General features: G+C 41.8%; 13 protein-coding genes (1 of these 13 running past the window's edge). 8 read left to right on the forward strand and 5 right to left on the reverse strand.

What is annotated here, in order from left to right; genetic code table 11:
• From LDL79_RS05950 to LDL79_RS05985, 8 genes are all read left to right on the forward strand, one after another.
• On the forward strand, positions 1–11,036 hold the 3' end of the coding sequence (locus LDL79_RS05950; protein ID WP_225599528.1) for an Ig-like domain-containing protein. It extends 21,232 nt beyond the left edge of the window; only the last 11,036 of its 32,268 coding nucleotides appear in the window; its start codon lies off the left edge, out of view; its stop codon occupies positions 11,034–11,036.
• Between the two features lie 44 nt (positions 11,037–11,080).
• Positions 11,081–12,025 carry a PorP/SprF family type IX secretion system membrane protein gene (locus tag LDL79_RS05955; RefSeq protein WP_072980500.1) on the forward strand — a complete coding sequence of 315 codons (945 nt, stop codon included), beginning with the start codon at positions 11,081–11,083 and terminating at the stop codon, positions 12,023–12,025.
• A 73-nt stretch (positions 12,026–12,098) separates the two neighbouring features.
• Positions 12,099–12,464, forward strand: coding sequence for a hypothetical protein (locus LDL79_RS05960; protein ID WP_225599529.1), 366 nt, complete (start codon positions 12,099–12,101; stop codon positions 12,462–12,464).
• Between the two features lie 41 nt (positions 12,465–12,505).
• A complete protein-coding gene (locus LDL79_RS05965; RefSeq protein WP_225599530.1) occupies positions 12,506–12,940 on the forward strand; it encodes a hypothetical protein in 435 nt (144 codons plus the stop codon).
• A gap of 5 nt (positions 12,941–12,945) precedes the next feature.
• A complete protein-coding gene (locus tag LDL79_RS05970; RefSeq protein ID WP_394372613.1) occupies positions 12,946–13,314 on the forward strand; it encodes a hypothetical protein in 369 nt (122 codons plus the stop codon).
• Between the two features lie 115 nt (positions 13,315–13,429).
• Positions 13,430–14,236, forward strand: a complete 807-nt coding sequence (locus LDL79_RS05975) for an MbnP family protein (RefSeq protein WP_225599531.1) — start codon at positions 13,430–13,432, stop codon at positions 14,234–14,236.
• A 46-nt stretch (positions 14,237–14,282) separates the two neighbouring features.
• Positions 14,283–15,332 carry a cytochrome-c peroxidase gene (locus LDL79_RS05980; RefSeq protein ID WP_225599532.1) on the forward strand — a complete coding sequence of 350 codons (1,050 nt, stop codon included), beginning with the start codon at positions 14,283–14,285 and terminating at the stop codon, positions 15,330–15,332.
• 13 nt (positions 15,333–15,345) lie between these two features.
• A complete protein-coding gene (locus tag LDL79_RS05985; protein WP_225599533.1) occupies positions 15,346–16,332 on the forward strand; it encodes a transporter family protein in 987 nt (328 codons plus the stop codon).
• A 116-nt stretch (positions 16,333–16,448) separates the two neighbouring features.
• Here LDL79_RS05985 and LDL79_RS05990 read toward each other — a convergent pair whose 3' ends face one another.
• The 5 genes from LDL79_RS05990 to LDL79_RS06010 form a co-directional block, all read right to left on the reverse strand.
• Positions 16,449–17,003 carry an HPP family protein gene (locus LDL79_RS05990; protein WP_225599534.1) on the reverse strand — a complete coding sequence of 185 codons (555 nt, stop codon included), beginning with the start codon at positions 17,001–17,003 and terminating at the stop codon, positions 16,449–16,451.
• Between the two features lie 241 nt (positions 17,004–17,244).
• Entirely contained in the window at positions 17,245–17,607 is a 363-nt protein-coding gene (locus tag LDL79_RS05995) for a hypothetical protein (RefSeq protein ID WP_225599535.1), read from the reverse strand.
• Between the two features lie 204 nt (positions 17,608–17,811).
• Positions 17,812–19,131 carry a sigma-54-dependent transcriptional regulator gene (locus tag LDL79_RS06000; RefSeq protein WP_072980518.1) on the reverse strand — a complete coding sequence of 440 codons (1,320 nt, stop codon included), beginning with the start codon at positions 19,129–19,131 and terminating at the stop codon, positions 17,812–17,814.
• Entirely contained in the window at positions 19,131–20,207 is a 1,077-nt protein-coding gene (locus tag LDL79_RS06005; RefSeq protein ID WP_225599536.1) for a sensor histidine kinase, read from the reverse strand. The genes LDL79_RS06000 and LDL79_RS06005 overlap by 1 nt, the downstream gene beginning before the upstream one ends.
• Positions 20,208–20,285: 78 nt before the next feature.
• On the reverse strand, positions 20,286–20,867 hold the full coding sequence (locus LDL79_RS06010; RefSeq protein ID WP_225599537.1) for an MCP four helix bundle domain-containing protein: 582 nt from the start codon (positions 20,865–20,867) through the stop codon (positions 20,286–20,288).
• Between the last annotated feature and the right edge of the window lie 137 nt (positions 20,868–21,004).

Here is a 21,004-nt window from a genome sequence, read left to right on the forward strand (position 1 = left end):
TAGTAGTAAATGCCGCTACTTTAGTAGCTAATAACGATGACTTCAGTGCAACTCCTATAACAGGACAAGCAGGTGGAAGCGCAGGCGATGTCACTGCTAATGATACCTTTAATGGCGTTGCCGTTGAAGATGGTGATATTACAATCACGGTAGCAGATTCTGATGGTTTAGCAGGTTTAACAATAGAAAATGATGGTACAGTAATTATTCCGGCAGGTACTCCGGCAGGAACGTATAATGTCGTTTACCAGATTTGTGAAAACCTTAATCCAGGAAATTGCGAAACAGGAACCGCAACAATAGTTGTAAATCCTGCAGCTCTCCTAGCCAATGACGATGACTTTAGTGCAACTCCAATTTTAGGCCAAAATGGCGGAAATGCAGGAGATGTAACTACTAATGACACTTTAAATGGAGTAGCTGTTGAAGATGGAGATATTACCATTTCAATAGCAGACCCTGATGGATTAACCGGTGTAACCATTGACAATGATGGTACCGTGATTATTCCGGCGAATACTCCGGAAGGAACTTATAATATCGTTTATCAAATCTGTGAAAATCTTAATCCAAGCAACTGTGAGACTGCAACTGCTACGATAGTGGTAAATGCTGCTACGCTAGTAGCTAGCGACGATGACTTTAGCGCAACTCCGGTTTCTGGACAAAATGGTGGAAACGCTGGTGATGTTACAGCAAATGACACGCTTAACGGTGTGGCTGTTGAAGACGGAGATATCACAATCACGGTAGCAGACCCTGACGGATTAACTGGTGTTACTATTGATAATGATGGTACCGTAATTATTCCGGCAGGTACTGTAGCAGGAACATATAACATTGTTTACCAAATTTGCGAAAACCTAAACTCAGGAAACTGTGAAACAGGAACCGCCACAGTTGTCGTAAGTGCTGCAACACTCGCAGCCAACGATGACGACTTTACCACTACTCCGGTATCTGGTCAAAATGGTGGAAACGCTGGTGACGTTACTGCTAATGATACGCTTAATGGCGTAGCTGTAGAAGATGGTGATATTACCATCTCAATACAAGATCTAGACGGCTTGCCTGGTGCAACTATTGACAATGACGGTACTTTGATCATTCCGGCGGGCACACCTGCAGGAACGTATAATATCGTTTATCAAATCTGTGAAAATCTGAATCTTAGTAATTGTGAGACTGCAACTGCTACGGTAGTGGTTAATGCTGCTACGCTTGTAGCCAATAACGATGACTTTAGCACTACTCCAATTGCAGGGCAAAATGGTGGAAATGCCGGAGATGTTACAGCTAACGATACGCTTAACGGTGTGGCTGTTGAAGATGGTGATATTACAATTACAGTACAAGATCCTGATGGCCTATCTGGAGTAACTATTGACAACGACGGTATACTTATCATTCCGGCTGGGACACCTGCAGGAACCTATACTATCGTATACCAGATCTGTGAAAACTTAAATTCAGGTAACTGCGATACTGCAAGCATTACGGTACTTGTAAATGCTGCAACGATTACTGCCAATGATGATGACTTTAGTGGTACTCCGATTGCAGGACAAACCGGAGGTAACGCAGGAGACGTGACTATTAATGATACACTTAATGGTGTTGCAGTAGAAGATGGTGATATCACTATTTCTATTGTAGATCCTGATGGATTAAACGGTGTAACCATTGATAATGATGGTACATTAATGATTCCTTCAGCAACTCCTGCAGGAACGTATAACATTGTTTATCGTATCTGCGAAAATCTAAATCTAAGCAACTGCGAGACTGCAACTGCAACGGTAGTGGTAGATCCTGCAACCATTGCAGCGATCCCTGATGATTTTAGCGGTTCACCTGTCAACGGTTTAACCGGAGGTATCGCAGGAGACGTTACGGCTAACGATACGTTCAACGGAGCTCCTGTTAATGACGATGACATCTTTATTATTGATGATGGCGGATTAGCCGGTGCAAGTATTGATGATGACGGTAACTTAATTATTCCGCCAAATACACCGGCAGGTTCTTACACCATTGTATATACGATCTGCGAGAATTTAAATCCGGGCAACTGTGGTTCTGCACCAATAACCGTAGCGGTAGGAGCAGCACCTATTGATGCCGTTGATGATGACTTTACTGCAACACCTGTAGATGGTTTTGATGGTGGAAGCACTGCTTCGGTATACAGTAATGATACTTTAAACGGAAATCCATTCGGTAACACTAAAGTGACTCCATCTATTATAGATAATGATGGCATTACTGATCTTGATGTTTTAAGTGATGGTACTTTAGTTATTCCGATGCAAACTCCTCCGGGAACCTATACTATTACTTATCAGATCTGCGAAAGCCTTAATGCCGGTAACTGTGATACCGCTCAAGTAACCTTATTGATCAATAGTCCGGTTGTTGACGCGGTGAATGATGATTTTTCAGCTACAACCATTAATGGTCTTGATGGCGGTTCAGCCGGAAATGTCTTCAGCAATGACCTTGTAAATACACGCATGGCCAACGCTACTTATGTAACGGTAACAGTGATTGACGATGGTGGATTAACGGGTGTAACAATTAATAGTAACGGAATTTTAGAAGTACCGGCTGGTACTGCTATTGCAACATACACGGTAACCTATCAAATTTGTGACGCCTTAAATCCTGCAAATTGTGATACCGCTACTGCTCTTGTTAGTGTTGGTGGAGGTGATGTTAATGCTAATAATGATGATTATAGTTCAACACCTGTTGACGGATATGAAGGAGCAACACTACCTAATGTTTTGGGTAACGATCTGATTAATGGAAATCCAGCCACTACTGCTAATGTAAATCTGAGCTTAATCAATAATGGCGGAATTAATGGATTAACCCTTAATCCTGATGGTACCGTAACCGTTCCTTCAGGAACAGCGGCCGGTTCGTATAGTGTGATCTATCAAATATGTGATCAAATCAATACCGGTGAATGTGATAGCGCTACAATTACAATTGTGGTTGATCTTCCTGAACTTACCGCCGTACCGGATGACTACACGGGCACTCCTATCAATGGATTCGAGGGCGGTACAACACCTAATATCATTAGTAATGATTTAGTTAATGGAGATCCTATTACACCAGCAAATGTTACGATCAGATTGATTAATTCTGGTGGAATTAATGGGCTACAGGTGAATTCTGACGGAACGATTACAGTTCCGGCAGGTGTACCGGCAGGAGATTACACACTTCAGTATAGAATTTGTGGTGTGATTAATCCTTCAAATTGTTCATCAACTACCGTAGAACTCCGAATAATAGCACCTACTATTACTGCTGCTATAGACGACTTTACAGGTACTGCAGTTAATGGTCAGACCGGAGGAATTGCTGGCGATGTAACCGCTAATGACTTCCTTAACGGCGCATTAGTGAATGATGATGATATTGATATTAGTTTGATCAGTACCGGTGGACTTAATGGAGTTGAATTGAATAATGATGGAACAATCAATGTCCCACCACTTACACCTAACGGAAACTATGTGATCACATATTCTATTTGTGAGAATCTGAATCCAGGCAACTGTGATACTAATAGTGCAACTATATTAGTGGGAGCTTCTAACATTGCACTTACTGATGATGACTTTAGCGCAACACCTATCAGTGGAAGAAACGGTGGTATCCCGGGTAATGTACTCGCTAATGATGAGCTTAATGATAGTCCGATCGATCCGGCTGATGTGAATGTCACGCTGGTAAACAACGGAGGATTAGAAGGATTGGCAATCAACGATAACGGAAACATCATCGTGCCGCCAAATACCGTGGCAGGAGATTATACCTTCACCTACTCGGTATGTGAGAACTTGAATCCTGGCAACTGTCAGACTGCTAGTGTAACTATTAGCGTTGCAGCAGGTACCTTAGTAGCAGAGGATGATGACTTTAGTCTGACTCCGGTAAATGGTGTTGACGGTGGTATCGCGGGTGATGTAACCCTTAACGATACCTTAGATGGTGCACCAGTAGATGATGCGGATATTTATATCGTGAACAATGGTGGACTAAACGGTGTGGCGATCAATGCCAATGGTAACCTGATCGTACCGCCAAATACACCACAAGGTACCTATACCGTAGCATACAGTATTTGTGAAACACTCAATCCAGGCAACTGTGATAGTGCACAAGTCACTGTGGTTGTTGAGCCTTCTGCCATCACCTTGATCGATGATGACTTTAGCGCAACACCTATCAGCGGAAGAAACGGTGGTATCCCGGGTAATGTACTCGCTAATGATGAGCTTAATGATAGTCCGACCGATCCGGCTGATGTGAATGTCACGCTGGTAAACAACGGCGGATTAGAAGGATTGGCAATCAACGATAACGGAAATATCATAGTGCCGCCAAATACCGTAGCAGGAGACTATACCTTCACCTATTCGGTATGTGAGAACTTGAATCCTAGTAACTGTCAGACTGCTAGTGTAACCATTAGCGTGGCAGTAGGTACCTTGATAGCAGAGGATGATGACTTTAGTCTGACTCCGGTAAATGGTGTTGACGGTGGTATCGCAGGTGATGTAACCCTTAACGATACCCTAGATGGTGCACCAGTAGATGATGCGGATATTTATATCGTGAACAATGGTGGACTCAACGGTGTGGCGATCAATGCCAATGGTAACCTGATCGTACCGCCAAATACACCACAAGGTACCTATACCGTATCCTACAGTATTTGTGAAACACTCAATCCGGGCAACTGTGATAGTGCACAAGTCACTGTGGTTGTTCAACCTTCTGACATCACCTTGATCGATGATGACTTTAGCGCAACACCTATCAGCGGAAGAAACGGTGGTATCCCGGGTAATGTACTCGCTAATGATGCGCTTAATGATAGTCCGATCGATCCGGCTGATGTCAATGTCACGCTGGTAAACAACGGCGGATTAGAAGGATTGGCAATCAACGATAACGGAAACATCATAGTACCGCCAAATACCGTGGCAGGAGATTATACCTTCACCTATTCGGTATGTGAGAACTTGAATCCTGGTAACTGTCAGACTGCTAGTGTAACTATTAGCGTGGCAGCAGGTACCTTAGTAGCAGAGGATGATGACTTTAGTCTGACTCCGGTAAATGGTGTTGACGGTGGTATTGCGGGTGATGTAACCCTTAACGATACCTTAGATGGTACACCAGTAGATGATGCGGATATTTATATCGTGAACAATGGTGGACTTAACGGTGTGGCGATCAATGCCAATGGTAACCTGATCGTACCGCCAAATACACCACAAGGTACCTATACCGTATCCTACAGTATTTGTGAAACACTCAATCCAGGCAATTGTGATAGTGCTCAAGTCACTGTGGTTGTTGAGCCTTCTGCCATCACCTTGATCGATGATGACTTTAGCGCAACACCTGTCAGCGGAAGAAACGGTGGTATCCCGGGTAATGTACTTGCTAATGATGCGCTTAATGATAGTCCGATCGATCCGGCTGATGTGAATGTCACGCTGGTAAACAACGGCGGATTAGAAGGATTGGCAATCAACGATAACGGAAACATCATCGTGCCGCCAAATACCGTAGCAGGAGATTATACTTTCACCTACTCGGTATGTGAGAACTTGAATCCTGGTAACTGTCAGACTGCTAGTGTAACCATTAGCGTTGCAGCAGGTACCTTGGTAGCAGAGGATGATGACTTTAGTACAACTCCGGTAAATGGTGTTGACGGTGGTATCGCAGGTGATGTAACCCTTAACGATACCTTAGATGGTGCACCAGTAGATGATGCGGATATTTATATCGTGAACAACGGCGGTCTTAACGGTGTGGCGATCAATGCCAATGGTAACCTGATCGTACCGCCAAATACACCACAAGGCACCTATACCGTATCCTACAGTATTTGTGAAACACTCAATCCAGGCAATTGTGATAGTGCTCAAGTCACTGTGGTTGTTGAGCCTTCTGCCATCACCTTGATCGATGATGACTTTAGCGCAACACCTGTCAGCGGAAGAAACGGTGGTATCCCGGGTAATGTACTTGCTAATGATGAGCTTAATGATAGTCCGATCGATCCGGCTGATGTGAATGTCACGCTGGTAAACAACGGCGGATTAGAAGGATTGGCAATCAACGATAACGGAAACATCATCGTGCCGCCAAATACCGTAGCAGGAGATTATACTTTCACCTACTCGGTATGTGAGAACTTGAATCCTGGTAACTGTCAGACTGCTAGTGTAACCATTAGCGTTGCAGCAGGTACCTTGGTAGCAGAGGATGATGACTTTAGTACAACTCCGGTAAATGGTGTTGACGGTGGTATCGCAGGTGATGTAACCCTTAATGATACCTTAGATGGTGTACCAGTAGATGATGCGGATATTTATATCGTGAACAATGGTGGACTCAGCGGTGTGGCGATCAATGCCAATGGTAACCTGATCGTACCGCCAAATACACCACAAGGCACCTATACCGTATCCTACAGTATTTGTGAAACACTCAATCCAGGCAATTGTGATAGTGCTCAAGTCACTGTGGTTGTTGAGCCTTCTGCCATCACCTTAATCGATGATGACTTTAGCGCAACACCTATCAGCGGAAGAAACGGTGGTATCCCGGGTAATGTACTTGCTAATGATGAGCTTAATGATAGTCCGATCGATCCGGCTGATGTAAATGTCACTTTGGTAAACAACGGAGGATTAGAAGGATTGGCAATCAACGATAACGGAAACGTCATCGTACCTCCAAATACCGTAGCAGGAGACTATACCTTCACCTACTCGGTATGTGAAAACTTGAATCCTGGTAACTGTCAGACTGCTAGTGTAACCATTAGCGTTGCAGCAGGTACCTTAATAGCAGAGGATGATGACTTTAGTCTGACTCCGGTAAATGGTGTTGACGGTGGTATCGCAGGTGATGTAACCCTTAACGATACCTTAGATGGTGCACCAGTAGATGATGCGGATATTTATATCGTGAACAATGGTGGACTAAACGGTGTGGCGATCAATGCCAATGGTAACCTGATCGTACCGTCAAATACACCACAAGGTACTTATACCGTATCCTACAGTATCTGTGAAACACTCAATCCAGGCAACTGTGATAGTGCACAAGTTACTGTGGTTGTTGAGCCTTCTGCCATCACCTTGATCGATGATGACTTTAGCGCAACACCTATCAGCGGAAGAAACGGTGGTATCCCGGGTAATGTACTCGCTAATGATGAGCTTAATGATAATCCGATCGATCCGGCTGATGTGAATGTCACGCTGGTCAACAACGGCGGATTAGAAGGATTAGCAATCAACGATAACGGAAACGTCATCGTACCTCCAAATACCGTAGCAGGAGATTATACTTTCACCTACTCGGTATGTGAGAACTTAAATCCTGGTAACTGTCAGACTGCTAGTGTAACCATTAGCGTTGCAGCAGGTACCTTAATAGCAGAGGATGATGACTTTAGTCTGACTCCGGTAAATGGTGTTGACGGTGGTATCGCAGGTGATGTAACCCTTAACGATACCTTAGATGGTGCACCAGTAGATGATGCGGATATTTATATCGTGAACAATGGTGGACTAAACGGTGTGGCGATCAATGCCAATGGTAACCTGATCGTACCGCCAAATACACCACAAGGTACTTATACCGTATCCTACAGTATCTGTGAAACACTCAATCCAGGCAACTGTGATAGTGCACAAGTTACTGTGGTTGTTGAGCCTTCTGCCATCACCTTGATCGATGATGACTTTAGCGCAACACCTATCAGCGGAAGAAACGGTGGTATCCCGGGTAATGTACTCGCTAATGATGAGCTTAATGATAATCCGATCGATCCGGCTGATGTAAATGTCACGCTGGTCAACAACGGCGGATTAGAAGGATTAGCAATCAACGATAACGGAAACATCATCGTACCTCCAAATACCGTAGCAGGAGATTATACTTTCACCTACTCGGTATGTGAGAACTTAAATCCTGGTAACTGTCAGACTGCTAGTGTAACCATTAGCGTTGCAGCAGGCACCTTAATAGCAGAGGATGATGACTTTAGTCTGACTCCGGTAAATGGTGTTGACGGTGGTATCGCAGGTGATGTAACCCTTAACGATACCTTAGATGGTGCACCAGTAGATTATGCGGATATTTATATCGTGAACAACGGCGGACTCAACGGTGTGGCGATCAATGCCAATGGTAACCTGATCGTACCGCCAAATACACCACAAGGTACTTATACCGTATCCTACAGTATTTGTGAAACACTCAATCCAGGCAACTGTGATAGTGCACAAGTTACTGTGGTTGTTGAGCCTTCAGCCATCACCTTGATCGATGATGACTTTAGCGCAACACCTGTCAGCGGAAGAAACGGTGGTATCCCGGGTAATGTACTCGCTAATGATGAGCTTAATGATAGTCCAATTGATCCGGCTGATGTAAATGTCACGCTGGTAAACAACGGCGGATTAGAAGGATTAGCAATCAACGATAACGGAAACATCATCGTGCCTCCAAATACCGTAGCAGGAGATTATACCTTCACCTACTCGGTATGTGAGAACTTAAATCCTGGTAACTGTCAGACTGCTAGTGTAACCATTAGCGTTGCAGCAGGCACCTTAATAGCAGAGGATGATGACTTTAGTCTGACTCCGGTAAATGGTGTTGATGGTGGTATCGCAGGTGATGTAACCCTCAACGATACCTTAGATGGTGCACCAGTAGATGATGCGGATATTTATATCGTGAACAACGGCGGTCTTAACGGTGTGGCGATCAATGCCAATGGTAACCTGATCGTACCGCCAAATACACCACAAGGCACCTATACCGTATCCTACAGTATTTGTGAAACACTCAATCCAGGCAACTGTGATAGTGCACAAGTCACTGTGGTTGTTGAACCTTCTGCCATCACCTTGATTGATGATGACTTTAGCGCAACACCTATCAGCGGAAGAAGCGGTGGTATCCCGGGTAATGTACTTGCTAATGATGAGCTTAATGATAGTCCGATCGATCCGGCTGATGTCAATGTCACGCTAGTAAACAACGGAGGATTAGAAGGATTGGCAATCAACGATAACGGAAACATCATCGTGCCGCCAAATACCGTAGCAGGAGATTATACCTTCACCTACTCGGTATGTGAGAACTTGAATCCTGGTAACTGTCAGACTGCTAGTGTAACCATTAGCGTCGCAGCAGGTACTTTAGTAGCAGAGGATGATGACTTTAGTCTGACCCCGGTAAATGGTGTTGACGGTGGTATCGCAGGTGATGTAACCCTTAACGATACCTTAGATGGTGCACCAGTAGATGATGCGGATATTTATATCGTGAACAATGGTGGACTCAGCGGTGTGGCGATCAATGCCAATGGTAACCTGATCGTACCGCCAAATACACCACAAGGTACCTATACCGTATCCTACAGTATTTGTGAAACACTCAATCCAGGCAACTGTGATAGTGCACAGATTACCATTGTAGTACAAGAATCAGGATTAGCACTTATTAAAGATGCTGTCTTTGTTGACACTGACGCAAATGCTTCGGTAAATATTGGTGATATCATTACGTATACATTCAGTATAACAAATACCGGTAGTTACGTTATTGATGACCTTAGACTTACTGATTCAGAATTAGGCATCGCTGATCTTGCAATTACACCTTCAAGCTTAGCTCCTGGAGAAAGCACATCAATAACGATTGACTACAGCATTACTCAATCTGATATTGATTTTGGAAGGGTGATCAATACCGCAAGTATTTCGGGTATAGATGAGAACGACAACGCAATCAGCGATGTTTCCGATAGTGGAAATGCGGCAGATGACACCGGTCGTGATGACGATGCTACAGTTACGCTTCTTAATGGAAATTCTAATCTTGAATTACTTAAGGTCGTACGTTATGAAGACACCAATGGTGACGGTCTTGTAAATTCTGGAGACAATCTGATCTACAACTTTACCGTTAATAACAATGGTAGCATTACTATTAACGATATCACTATCGTTGATGACTTAGTTACTGTAACGGGCGGACCGATAGATCTTGCTCCGGGTGAGTCTGACGCTAGTAGTTTTAGTGCAGAATACACTATAACTCCTGCCGATGTTGAAGCTGGAGAAGTAATCAACATTGCTCTGGCAACAGGTGTTGATACTAATGGTGTATTGATTGATGATTTCTCTGACGATCCTACTGATGCTTTAAATGTTGACGAAGACAATGACGGTGATTTTGAAGATCCTACAGTATTTGTCATCAATGAAGATGCAAGTATCGAACTGTTAAAGATGGCTGAGTATGTAGATGCTAACAGCAGTAACATACCTGATTTAGGTGATATTATCAGATATACGTTTGTAGTGACTAACACAGGTAATACCACGATCAATAACATCACAATCACTGATGAATTAGTAACTGTGATTGGCGGACCTATAAGTCTGGCTCCGGGAGAATCTGATGCAACTACATTCTATGCAGAGTACGCAATAACACGCAGCGATGTGATGACAGGTTATGTTGATAACACCGCTAGCGTCTATGGTACTACGCAGAGAAGTACTATTGTGACTGATATTTCTGATGATCCTACTAACAGTACGAATGAGGATGCTAATGGCGACGGAAATCCAGATGACCCAACGCGACTAGTGCTTTCAATTGAGGATGTATTTATTTACAACGTGATCACGCCTAACGGAGACGGTCTTAACGATCAACTTGTGATTGGTGCAATTGAGCGCTTCCCAGACAATACCCTGAGAATCTTTAACCGTTGGGGTGTTGAAGTCTTTAAGGAGGAAAACTACGGTCAACCCGGCAGTGAACCTTTTAGAGGATATTCTAATGGTCGCGTGGTTATAGATAGTGGCGAGTTATTACCTACCGGTACATACTTCTATGTATTAGAATATGTTACTCAGCGTGGCAATACCCGTCAGAAAGCAGGATACATTTATATCAATTAAATTGCTATAATGAACGAAATGCCCAACCCAAATCTTAATAACACATGAAATTGAGTTTAATTAAAATAAGTTTATTGATGGTTTTCTTGCTGAGCTATTCCTTAGGGATAGCCCAGCAAGATCCGCAATACACGCAATATATGTACAACCCTTTGGTGATCAACCCCGCGTATGCGGGGAACCGCGGGGTAACCAGTATTTTGCTATTACATCGCAGTCAGTGGGTTGGTCTGGATGGAGCGCCAAGCACGCAAAATCTATCAGTTCACAGCCCTATAGGTTTAGGAAAAGTTGGACTGGGTTTTAGTTTGGTTAATGATGTTTTGGGACCGGCACGAGAAACCTATTTTAATACTGATTTTAGTTATACCATAGATACGGGTGCTGAGGGTAAATTCAGTTTTGGATTGAAAGGTTCTTTGAATTTATTAGATGTCGATTTTAGCCGAACCAATCCATTCAACCAGAATGATCCTTTTTTAGTGAGTATTGATAATAAGCTTTCGCCAAACGTAGGTGTTGGTATCTTTTATCACGATGCTAAATTTTACGGTGGATTATCTGCTCCGCAGTTATTACGTACTGATCATTTTGACCGAAGCGGTTCACAAGGAGCACAAACCTTTGTTTCTGAAGAAGAAATTCACTATTATGGTTTAGCAGGTTATGTATTTGATCTCAACCGAAATTTGAAATTTAAGCCTTCGACATTGGTTAAAATGGTTGCAGGAGCACCTCTTTCGGTAGATGTGAATGCAAACTTTTTATTGTACGATAAATTGACCTTAGGAGCTTCCTATCGTTGGAGTGCTGCATTGAGTGCTTTGGCGGCTTTTCAGGTGAACGATGGTTTGCTTATTGGCTTCGCATATGACAGAGAATCAACAGATTTAGGGAATGCGACTTACAATAATGGGACCTATGAAGTTTTTCTTCGGTTTGAGTTATTTAAGGAATACAACCGTATGCTAACGCCTCGATTCTTTTAAAAACTTAATAGCCTCACTGCGTTAAAAATTACTTTTCAAGCGTTTTCTCAGTCGTAAACATTAATTTTGCGCTGTGAAAAATCTCGTAATCATATTTGCCTTTCTAATTGTTTTGCGCCCAGCATTTCCGTTTTTAGAATATGCGCTTGATTATGAGTATATCAGCACCGTACTTTGTGAGAATAAAGACAAACCGCAATTAAATTGTAACGGTAAATGTTACCTGATGCAAGCGCTCGCTGATGCTTCAGAAAAAGAGTCTACTCAGAAGAAAAAGTCTACTATGTCTTCAATTGAGTTGCTTCCTTTTATTATTGAAGTAAACGAGCTCTCGATCCCAATTGGATTTGCTGAAGAAACACAAGTTACTTTTTCTTTCTATCCTAATCTTTCCGCTAGAGAAACCGCAACCGGTCTCTTCCGCCCTCCTATTGTTTAGTTTACATAAATCTATTTTTTATTCAAACTAAACTTTTTACAATGTACATTTTTAATAAATGTCGCGTCGTTTTGTTGTGTATTCTTATGGCAACAAGCTTGATTTCTTGTGATGAGAATGCTGAACTGCGCGACCAATACAATGCTCTTTTTACTGAAGTTATTGATCTTCATGACGAACTTATGCCTAAAATGAGCGAACTCACTAATCTTGAAGAGCAACTAGAGGCTAAGGACTCGCTTGGCCAGGCAGACCAACAAATTCTAGAAAACCTAAAAAAGGCTGATTCCCGTATGATGGACTGGATGCATGATTTTACAGATACTTATGTAAAAGACCGCACTCCCGTGGCTAAAATGACTGCTCAGGAACTTGAGCAAGGCATTGAAGGCTTACAAGGCGAACTTCAGGAAGTTAAAGACTTACGCGATTTTACGCATAAGAGCTTAGACGAGGCTACAACTACCCTTAAGTAAGCAGGTTGAAAATATTCTGGCTTCTTTTTACTGCGCTGATGGTGTTTCGCCCGGTTGCGCCTCTACTCGACTATATGGTCAATTATGATTATATAGCTGATGAGCTGTGCGTAAACCGCGACCGTCCCGAACTTAATTGTAACGGACGCTGCTACCTCATGAACGCCCTTGCCGAAGAAGCTTCAAAGAAAAAAGATGCGCAACAACGCGAAGGAAAACTTAACTTTCAGTTGAGCATCACCTATTTCGTATCTGAAACAGATTGGAGTTTTGAGTTGCCGCAAGCTGCCACCAAAACGCAACCTACAGATCATTATCTTTTAAAAAAAATTGAGGGCTTTACAGCCGATTTACTAAAACCTCCCATTTCTTAATATCCTATTCTTCTTGCGCTCGTGGAATATAATGCTGCGTAGCGCTATTTTTTTAAGGGCGAGTTATCGCCTACACTTCCCTATTGGGATTCTATTAATCCATATTTATTAAGAAATGAAAACTATAATAAAACTTCAATTATTAATCTTAACCCTAGCACTCACTGCAAGTTCGTGCTCTTCAGACGATGATGTAACTCAAGAATTATCTGGCGAAAACAACCTGACCATTGAGTTTGATAACAGTGTAAATGGTGACGATTTGCTGCTAGGCACATCATCATACACCAATAGTAATGGCGAAACCCTTACCATAAATCGCTTCAATTATATCGTGAGCAACTTTGTGCTTATTGATGCTGAAGGAAATGAATATGTTTACCCAAAAGACGATAGCTATTTTGTGGTTTCTGAAGAAGAAGCAATGAACGAAGTAGTACTTGAGAACATTCCTGCGGGCGATTATGTCGCAATGCGTTTTGGTGTTGGAGTAGATCAAGAAAAATACCTTCAGGGCGCCGAAGGTCAAGGAGATTTTTTACAAATCGCTGAAGAAACCGAAATGATGTGGTCCTGGCAAGCCGGTTATAAATTCTTGAATTTTGAAGGGATCTTTACGTCAGCTACCGTAACCGAAGCTACTAATTTTCAAATTCACATGGGAAGCCACGGTAGCAGCCTTGACAATTATAAAGAAGTAACTGTTGAGCTACCTACAACCGCTTTAGTGAGTGAATCGCTAAGTCCTATCGTGCACTTTGCTGTAGATGCTAACGAAATTCTAGACGGGAATACTAAAATTCTTCTTTCAGAAAAAGCAGTGGTAATGATCGATGAAGTTAAGAGTCCGCAAATTGCGGTGAATGCTACAGGAATGTTTCGTGTAGACCACGTTCATAACGGCGAAAACATCGAGCATTAGATCTAACTAGATTCCTGTACATACAGGTTTCAATTAAAGTTATACTATGAAATCATTGCTTATAAGCTGCTGTGCTTTGCTATGCATTTTTGCTTCGTGCAGCAGCAATGATGACGCAGAATACACTGCAATCGACGAAGCTTTGGTGCTAGAGCTTCCTGATAATTTTCCGGAGATCAATTATGACCTCAGCGCGAATCCGCCGACCAAAAACGGAGTAGAACTGGGTAAAAAGTTATTTTATGACGGAAAGCTTTCTGCTAACGGATTTATCTCTTGCGGTTTTCGTCATGAGCAGCGTTTTGCCTTTACGCATCACGGGCACCAATTTAGTCACGGGATCGATGATCTTGAAGGAACGCGCAACGCTCCGGCAATACAGAACATGGCTTTTCAAACCGAATTTGCCTGGGATGGCGCGACCTCACATCTTGACCTGTTTCCTATTATTCCTATAACTAACGAAGTAGAAATGGGAGAAACGATGACTAATGTGCTGAGCAAGCTGCAGGCAGATAGCGAATATCAGCGCTTGTTTGCTTCGGCTTTTGAAGATGCTGAAGTTTCTAACGAAAACTTTTTAAAAGCACTCGCTCAGTTTATGGTAACGATGATCTCTTCAAACTCCAAGTATGACAAGTATGTACGCAATGAGGAAGGTGGCGAATTTTCAGACTTAGAAAAAGAAGGTCTCGCTGTTTTTGAGTCAAAATGTGCTACATGTCATGCAACCGATTTGTTTACTGACAATTCATTTAGAAATAATGGGCTCCCACCCTATCCGGGCATTGACGACATTGGGCGCGCAGAAGTAAGCGGAAGCGCAGCAGACAATTATAAATTTAAAGTCCCCAGTTTGCGCAATGTGGCAATTACTGCGCCTTATATGCACGATGGTCGCTTTGGAAGTCTACAGTCGGTACTCAATTTTTACAATTCGGGAGTACAGGAATCTAAGACCTTAGATCCTATTTTAAAACAAAATGAACGTTTGGGAATTGTGCTCACCACAGATGAGCAAGAAGCACTGATCGCTTTTCTAAATACCCTTACCGATAATGAGTTTCTGGAAGACGAGCGTTTTGCAGAATATTAAAATCAATGGAAACATGCTAAAATATATAAGTTCTTGTTTTATACTATTGGCAACTTTAATGGTTAATGCAAATACACCCATTGAAGATCCAATACCTTCAGCTGTTAATCCATTCTACAAATATAATTATGAAGAATGTGATTTTTGCGGCTGCGGAAGCACCGGTGGCGGAATGGGCTACGGCACTATCGGAAATGAAAATTTCATCGGTATCCGTTACATCTATCAGCGCTATCAATCTCGCGACGGAATTTTTAATAACTCGCCTTGGGTTGAAGAGAATTTCAATACGCTACAGCTTTGGGGGAAAATTCCCGTGACCGAAAAGTTAAGCGTAACCGCGATTTTACCCTATCATTTTCACAACCGTAATTTTGTTGACGGCTCCTCGCAAAGCATCGATGGGATAGGTGATCTTAGTGTTCTTGCTTTCTATTCACTCATCACTCCAAAAGTAGATGGCCTTTATGCCAATCAGCAAACCACCTTTAAACATATGCTTGAGATTGGTGGTGGTGTAAAAATGCCCACCGGCGCTTACGACCGTGCCAATAATGAAGGCAGTGTAAATCCAAGTTTTCAGGTAGGAACAGGTAGCTGGGATTATATTCTTGCCGCAAATTATTCGGTGGGATATGAGACTTGGGGATTGGGCGTTCTGGCCAATTATACTTTTAAAACCGAAAATAATGCGGATTATCATTTTGGTAATCAATTTACGTATGGTGTCAATGTTTCTAAAGTATATAACACCTTAAGTATTGATAAGATCATTCCTTATGCGGGATTAGCAGGCGAAGTTTACGCCGAAAATGAAAGTTACGGCTTGCCTGTGGCTGACACTAAAGGAAATGTTATGTTTGCCCGATTAGGCGCAGAGATCTCATTCGGAAAATTAGGAACCGGAGTGAATGTTATGCTTCCGGTGCATCAAGATCTCAATGCCGGAAACGTTGAAGCCAAGTACCGTTTAGGTTTACACCTAAATTATATGCTCTAAGTAAACAAAACTTGCGAGTTTTAGCTCAGCAGCATAAATAAAAACGGGCTACCGCAAGGTAAAGCCCGTTTTTTATTGAAATTCACCACAAAAATCAATTTGCTTTTAATTAGTTACTATCGCTTTTTAAGTGGATAGCTTCTATGCTTGGTAAGATTGTTAAATACGAGTGCTGTGAGGTATAAAATGAGAGCACCGGATAGTACTGGTGAAAGCGCGTAATAATAACCCAGTTCTTGTATTTTGGATGTTCCTATAATTGCAATGAGCGCCGTGGCTCCACCGGGAGGATGTAGTGTTTTTGTGAATTGCATCGCTAAAATAGATAGCGCAACTGCAAGTGGTGCTTCGATCCAAACAATATCAGGAATCCACTTGGCTACACTCACACCAATAAGTGCTGAAATCAGGTGACCTCCTAAAAGGTTACGCGGCTGTGCCATCGGACTATTTATCGCCCCGTAGACTAGCACACTTGATGCTCCAAATGAGCCTATTAAAAATATGTTTTCAACTTCTAGCAAATAATGCGACTGGATATAGGCAATGAGCCCAATCCCCATAAAAGCCCCTAGAAATGACCAGAAATACTCTTTGTAATCCACAAAAGTTTCTCTGTAAATAATATATTTCGAAATTCTAAACGTGCGTTTTACCGTCTTTTTAGGCATTAGTATTCTTTTCTTCTAGTTCAAAAAGAAACCCACTCCCAGACAGGTAATCCCTACAACACGCCGTCAGGAATGGGTGGTTTAATTCAAAAACAAAGCTTTAAGCAGAGAGCTCGTAAAAAGTGAGAGAAACGCGCCCGTTATAACAGAAGATTCCAAACTGCCTTAACAAGCGCACACTAACTAACTGACTATATGTTTCTCTCTTTTTCGTTTTAGTTTATGGCTAATTAACTAAACACTACTTCAACCTAAGCTCTCCGGCAGCAAGCGCTTCTTTAAAATCTACACTTACTGTATTTACGGTATTGAAGAATTTTTTTCCGTTTGCGAGCTTTACATCAACTTTTGCGATACAACCATTCTCCATAGTCACATCGGTCACTTCAACTTCTTGATTGATAAGCGCTCGATAATTTGCAATACCACCGCGTTTGATGATAAAATTGCTTTTTGGAAAATTAAAATGATCATAAGAGCTGTGCGCCGGCTCAGCAATTTTGAGAACATCTCCTGCTTTTACTTTTGGAGTTTCACACGTTTCTTGTGCTTGTACAGATACAGTTCCCAGGGCCAACGCGGCTATTAAAAATAAAGTTCTCATAGTATTGATATTTATAGTTATTAATTATTTGATTTTCTTGCCTATATAAAAGCAAGGCACGTGCCAATACTATAAAAACCTATCAATACCAGTTTTCAATAAACTGAATTTCAGTTATTTATGTTTTTTTAGACATTTTTAGTCGAAGAATACATTCGGATAATTTTTACACGATACGGGTAAAAATTATCCGATTTTCACTGCTTAATTATCTAATTTATGTCGCAAGGTTTTGCGAGTTATCTGAAGAATTTCTGCTGCTTTCGTTTTGTTATTTCCGGTAGATCGAAGCACTTTTTTGATGTAGTCACGTTCCATTTCTGCCAGAGAAACCAATTTGTTTTCCGGCATTTCAAGGTTGTATTTTAAATGATCAGGAAGATCTTTAACGCCTACGGCTTTATCACACATAATCACCGCCCGCTGAATTATATTTTCTAATTCTCTAATATTTCCGGGCCAGGTGTATCGCTTGAGTATCTCGAGTGCCTCTGGATCAATACGTATAAAGCGATCTTTATATTCTACCCCGTACTTAAATAGAAATTTATCTACCAATAGCGGAATATCAGACATACGCTCGCGCAAGGCCGGCAAAGGAATCTCTACAACGCTCAGCCGATAATACAAATCCTCTCTAAAGGTTTGTTTTTTTATCATTTCCCTTAGATTGTTATTTGTAGCTGCGATGACCCTGACATCTATTTTTTCGGGCTTTTGTGCTCCTACACGAACCACTTCCTTTTCTTGCAAAACTCTAAGCAGTCGTGCTTGCACCGCCAACGAAGCATTACCTATTTCATCTAAAAAAATAGTTCCGCCTTGCGCAGCTTGAAACGCTCCTTTTCGGTCTTTATCTGCACCTGTGAAAGCTCCTTTAGTGTACCCAAACAATTCGGCTTCGAGAAGATTTTCAGGTATTCCACCGCAATTTACAGGGATAAATGGTGCTTTGCTAAACTTGCCTTCGTAATGAATTGCCCGGGCAACAAGCTCCTTGCCTGTACCACTCTCACCGTTGATAAAAATGGTGGCTTTGTTATCTTTTACCCGGTCTATGATCTGCAAAACTTCCTCTATCTTTTCTGAAGCACCTATAATTTCCCCGTGTTGCTTGGGCTTTGCCGTATCGTTTTTGACAACTTCCTTAACTGACTTGGGCAACGCCTTCGCTACGGCGGCTTGCAACTCGCCTTTGGTAAACGGTTTAGTGAGGTATTCTACTACGCCAGACTTTATCGCCTTTAAAGAATCTTGTACCGAAGGAAACCCGGTAACCACCAGTTTAGGCAAATCAGGATAATGCTCGGTAACAAATTTGATAAGTTCAAAACCATCTATTTGAGGCATTTTTAAATCAGTGATCAGCAGATCTACGTGCGTATCTTTTAAGATCGCCACCGCCTCTTTTACAGAAACCGCTCTGTACGTATGATAATTCCAGCTATGCAGATGCCGTTGCAGCAATTCTAAAATGTGCAAATCATCATCTACGATCAATATATTTTCTTTACGTAATCTCATTATTTGGGTAAACTTACTTTAAAGGTTGCACCTTTATCCTCATTATTTTTTGCCGAAATGCTTCCGTTATGGCTGGTTACGATTCCGTGAACCACGCTTAATCCTAATCCGGCACCTGAACCTGTGGGCTTTGTCGTAAAAAAGGGTTGAAACACTTTCTCTAATCCTTCGTCTGAAAGGCCCGGACCTTCATCTATAATTTCAAGATAAATCGTTTCGGCGTCTTGATTCACTTTGATCTGCACCAAGCCATCAGGTGGTGAAAAATAGATCGCATTGATGGTCAGGTTAAACAAAATCTGGGTAAGCTGCACCGTATCAACTTCGAGCAGCATTTCTTCATCAGCGATGGTCACCGTGTAACGCACATTTTCTTTTCTAAAAGTTGCATCAAGTAAATTCATCGCCTCCCTGACCTGCGGCACAATATTGACCAAAGTCTTTTCTTGAGGCATCGCTCTTGAGAAAAACATAAGCTTTTTAACCACTTCTCTGGAGAAAATCGCGTTCTTGATGATTTTATCTAAATCCGCAGCCACCGAAAAATTTTCTTCCAGATCTTCTTTGAGCAATTCGGCGAAGCCTAAAATATTAGCCAGCGGCGTGTTGAGTTCGTGCGCAATGCCAGCCGTCAGCTCTCCAATGATCGCTAATCGGTCTGCGTGTTCCATCTGTTGCCGTAGTCGTGCTGCATTTTGCTTGCTGGCTACACGATCCAGATAATCGCCGATTTTAATCCCAATGTTATCTATAAGCGGTTGTTCTTCAGGTAAAAAGTCTAAAGATTCCTTGTTCAAATAAACCTTGATGAATCCTTCAATCGCATCAAAAACTTTAATTTTTGTGGAAAGAAATTTATCGGTTAAAATAGTTCCTGTCGCAACATGTATCGAACCTTGCTCAATCACGACTTCGGTATCTTCAGGATACTGAAACCCCACTTTTATACTTTGCGCGATAGCCGTAAATGTTTTTATATGTTCTTTAGGGTCTGCATCAACTAAAATTGAAGAAACTTCATACAAACATGTCAATTCTTTAATACGTTCTTTTAACGCTGCCTCAATAGTGCTCATTGAATCCATTTAGATTTCTACTAAGTTAGTTAACCTTTTTACAATATGAGAATCGGCCGTCTAAGACTGTGCGATTAATTAAGCCTTGACACTCTTTTTAGCTTTATAAAAAACAATGATCTGTAATGCAATCCCAATGCAAATGAGAAAGAAGATTTCAAAATTGGCGATCATATTACTCATATCAAGCGATTTTTGCGCGCTAGTTGTGAGGTTTCTGCTTTCGGTGATCTGAATTTCAGACAACTTGTTTAAATATTCTTTTAAGTTTGCGATCTGACGCTGCTGTTGAGCAACCGTTTCAGGCTGTACTGACCGTGTCTCTAACTTCTGTAAGGCGACAAAATCGCTTTTAAACTGACTGAGAAGTTCTGCCTCAGAACGCGTGAGCTTGGTGGTTTCAAAATCGGCTATCAAGTCTTCAATAGCGGCATTGGTAGTTTTAGATCGATTATAAGTTTGCTGCGCCAGCATTAGTTCTTTCTCGTGTAGAGCTTGGGCAATTGAGAAAATATAGCCTTGAACTAAGACACGATCTTTAAAAACTTCGTTGACGGTTTCCTGTGCTTTTTCAAAATGATGCTGATCGATTCTATTGGTTGCTAACACCATTAAAAACACGACCAAAAGCGCTAAAAATGTATGTATTCTACGTGCCATAAACTCAAAAATTTTAAAATGTGATGAACGTCAACACGCTTAAAATCAAAAAGCTATCCGAAATACCTTTGAAAAATTTAAAAAACTGAAAAACAACAATTTACAGACAAATATCAATTTGATTCAGAAGTTACTCT

The sequence above is a fragment of the Leeuwenhoekiella palythoae genome (assembly GCF_020310025.1).
GTDB lineage: Bacteria > Bacteroidota > Bacteroidia > Flavobacteriales > Flavobacteriaceae > Leeuwenhoekiella > Leeuwenhoekiella palythoae.

Excerpts from the sequence above, each read along its gene's own strand:
- LDL79_RS05955 (WP_072980500.1), top strand. The coding sequence starts at position 11,081 with ATGAAATTGAGTTTAATTAAAATAAGTTTATTGATGGTTTTCTTGCTG.
- LDL79_RS05965 (WP_225599530.1), top strand. The coding sequence starts at position 12,506 with ATGTACATTTTTAATAAATGTCGCGTCGTTTTGTTGTGTATTCTTATG.
- LDL79_RS05975 (WP_225599531.1), top strand. The coding sequence starts at position 13,430 with ATGAAAACTATAATAAAACTTCAATTATTAATCTTAACCCTAGCACTC.
- LDL79_RS05980 (WP_225599532.1), top strand. The coding sequence starts at position 14,283 with ATGAAATCATTGCTTATAAGCTGCTGTGCTTTGCTATGCATTTTTGCT.
- LDL79_RS05985 (WP_225599533.1), top strand. The coding sequence starts at position 15,346 with ATGCTAAAATATATAAGTTCTTGTTTTATACTATTGGCAACTTTAATG.
- LDL79_RS05990 (WP_225599534.1), bottom strand. The coding sequence starts at position 17,003 with ATGCCTAAAAAGACGGTAAAACGCACGTTTAGAATTTCGAAATATATT.
- LDL79_RS05995 (WP_225599535.1), bottom strand. The coding sequence starts at position 17,607 with ATGAGAACTTTATTTTTAATAGCCGCGTTGGCCCTGGGAACTGTATCT.
- LDL79_RS06000 (WP_072980518.1), bottom strand. The coding sequence starts at position 19,131 with ATGAGATTACGTAAAGAAAATATATTGATCGTAGATGATGATTTGCAC.
- LDL79_RS06005 (WP_225599536.1), bottom strand. The coding sequence starts at position 20,207 with ATGAGCACTATTGAGGCAGCGTTAAAAGAACGTATTAAAGAATTGACA.
- LDL79_RS06010 (WP_225599537.1), bottom strand. The coding sequence starts at position 20,867 with ATGGCACGTAGAATACATACATTTTTAGCGCTTTTGGTCGTGTTTTTA.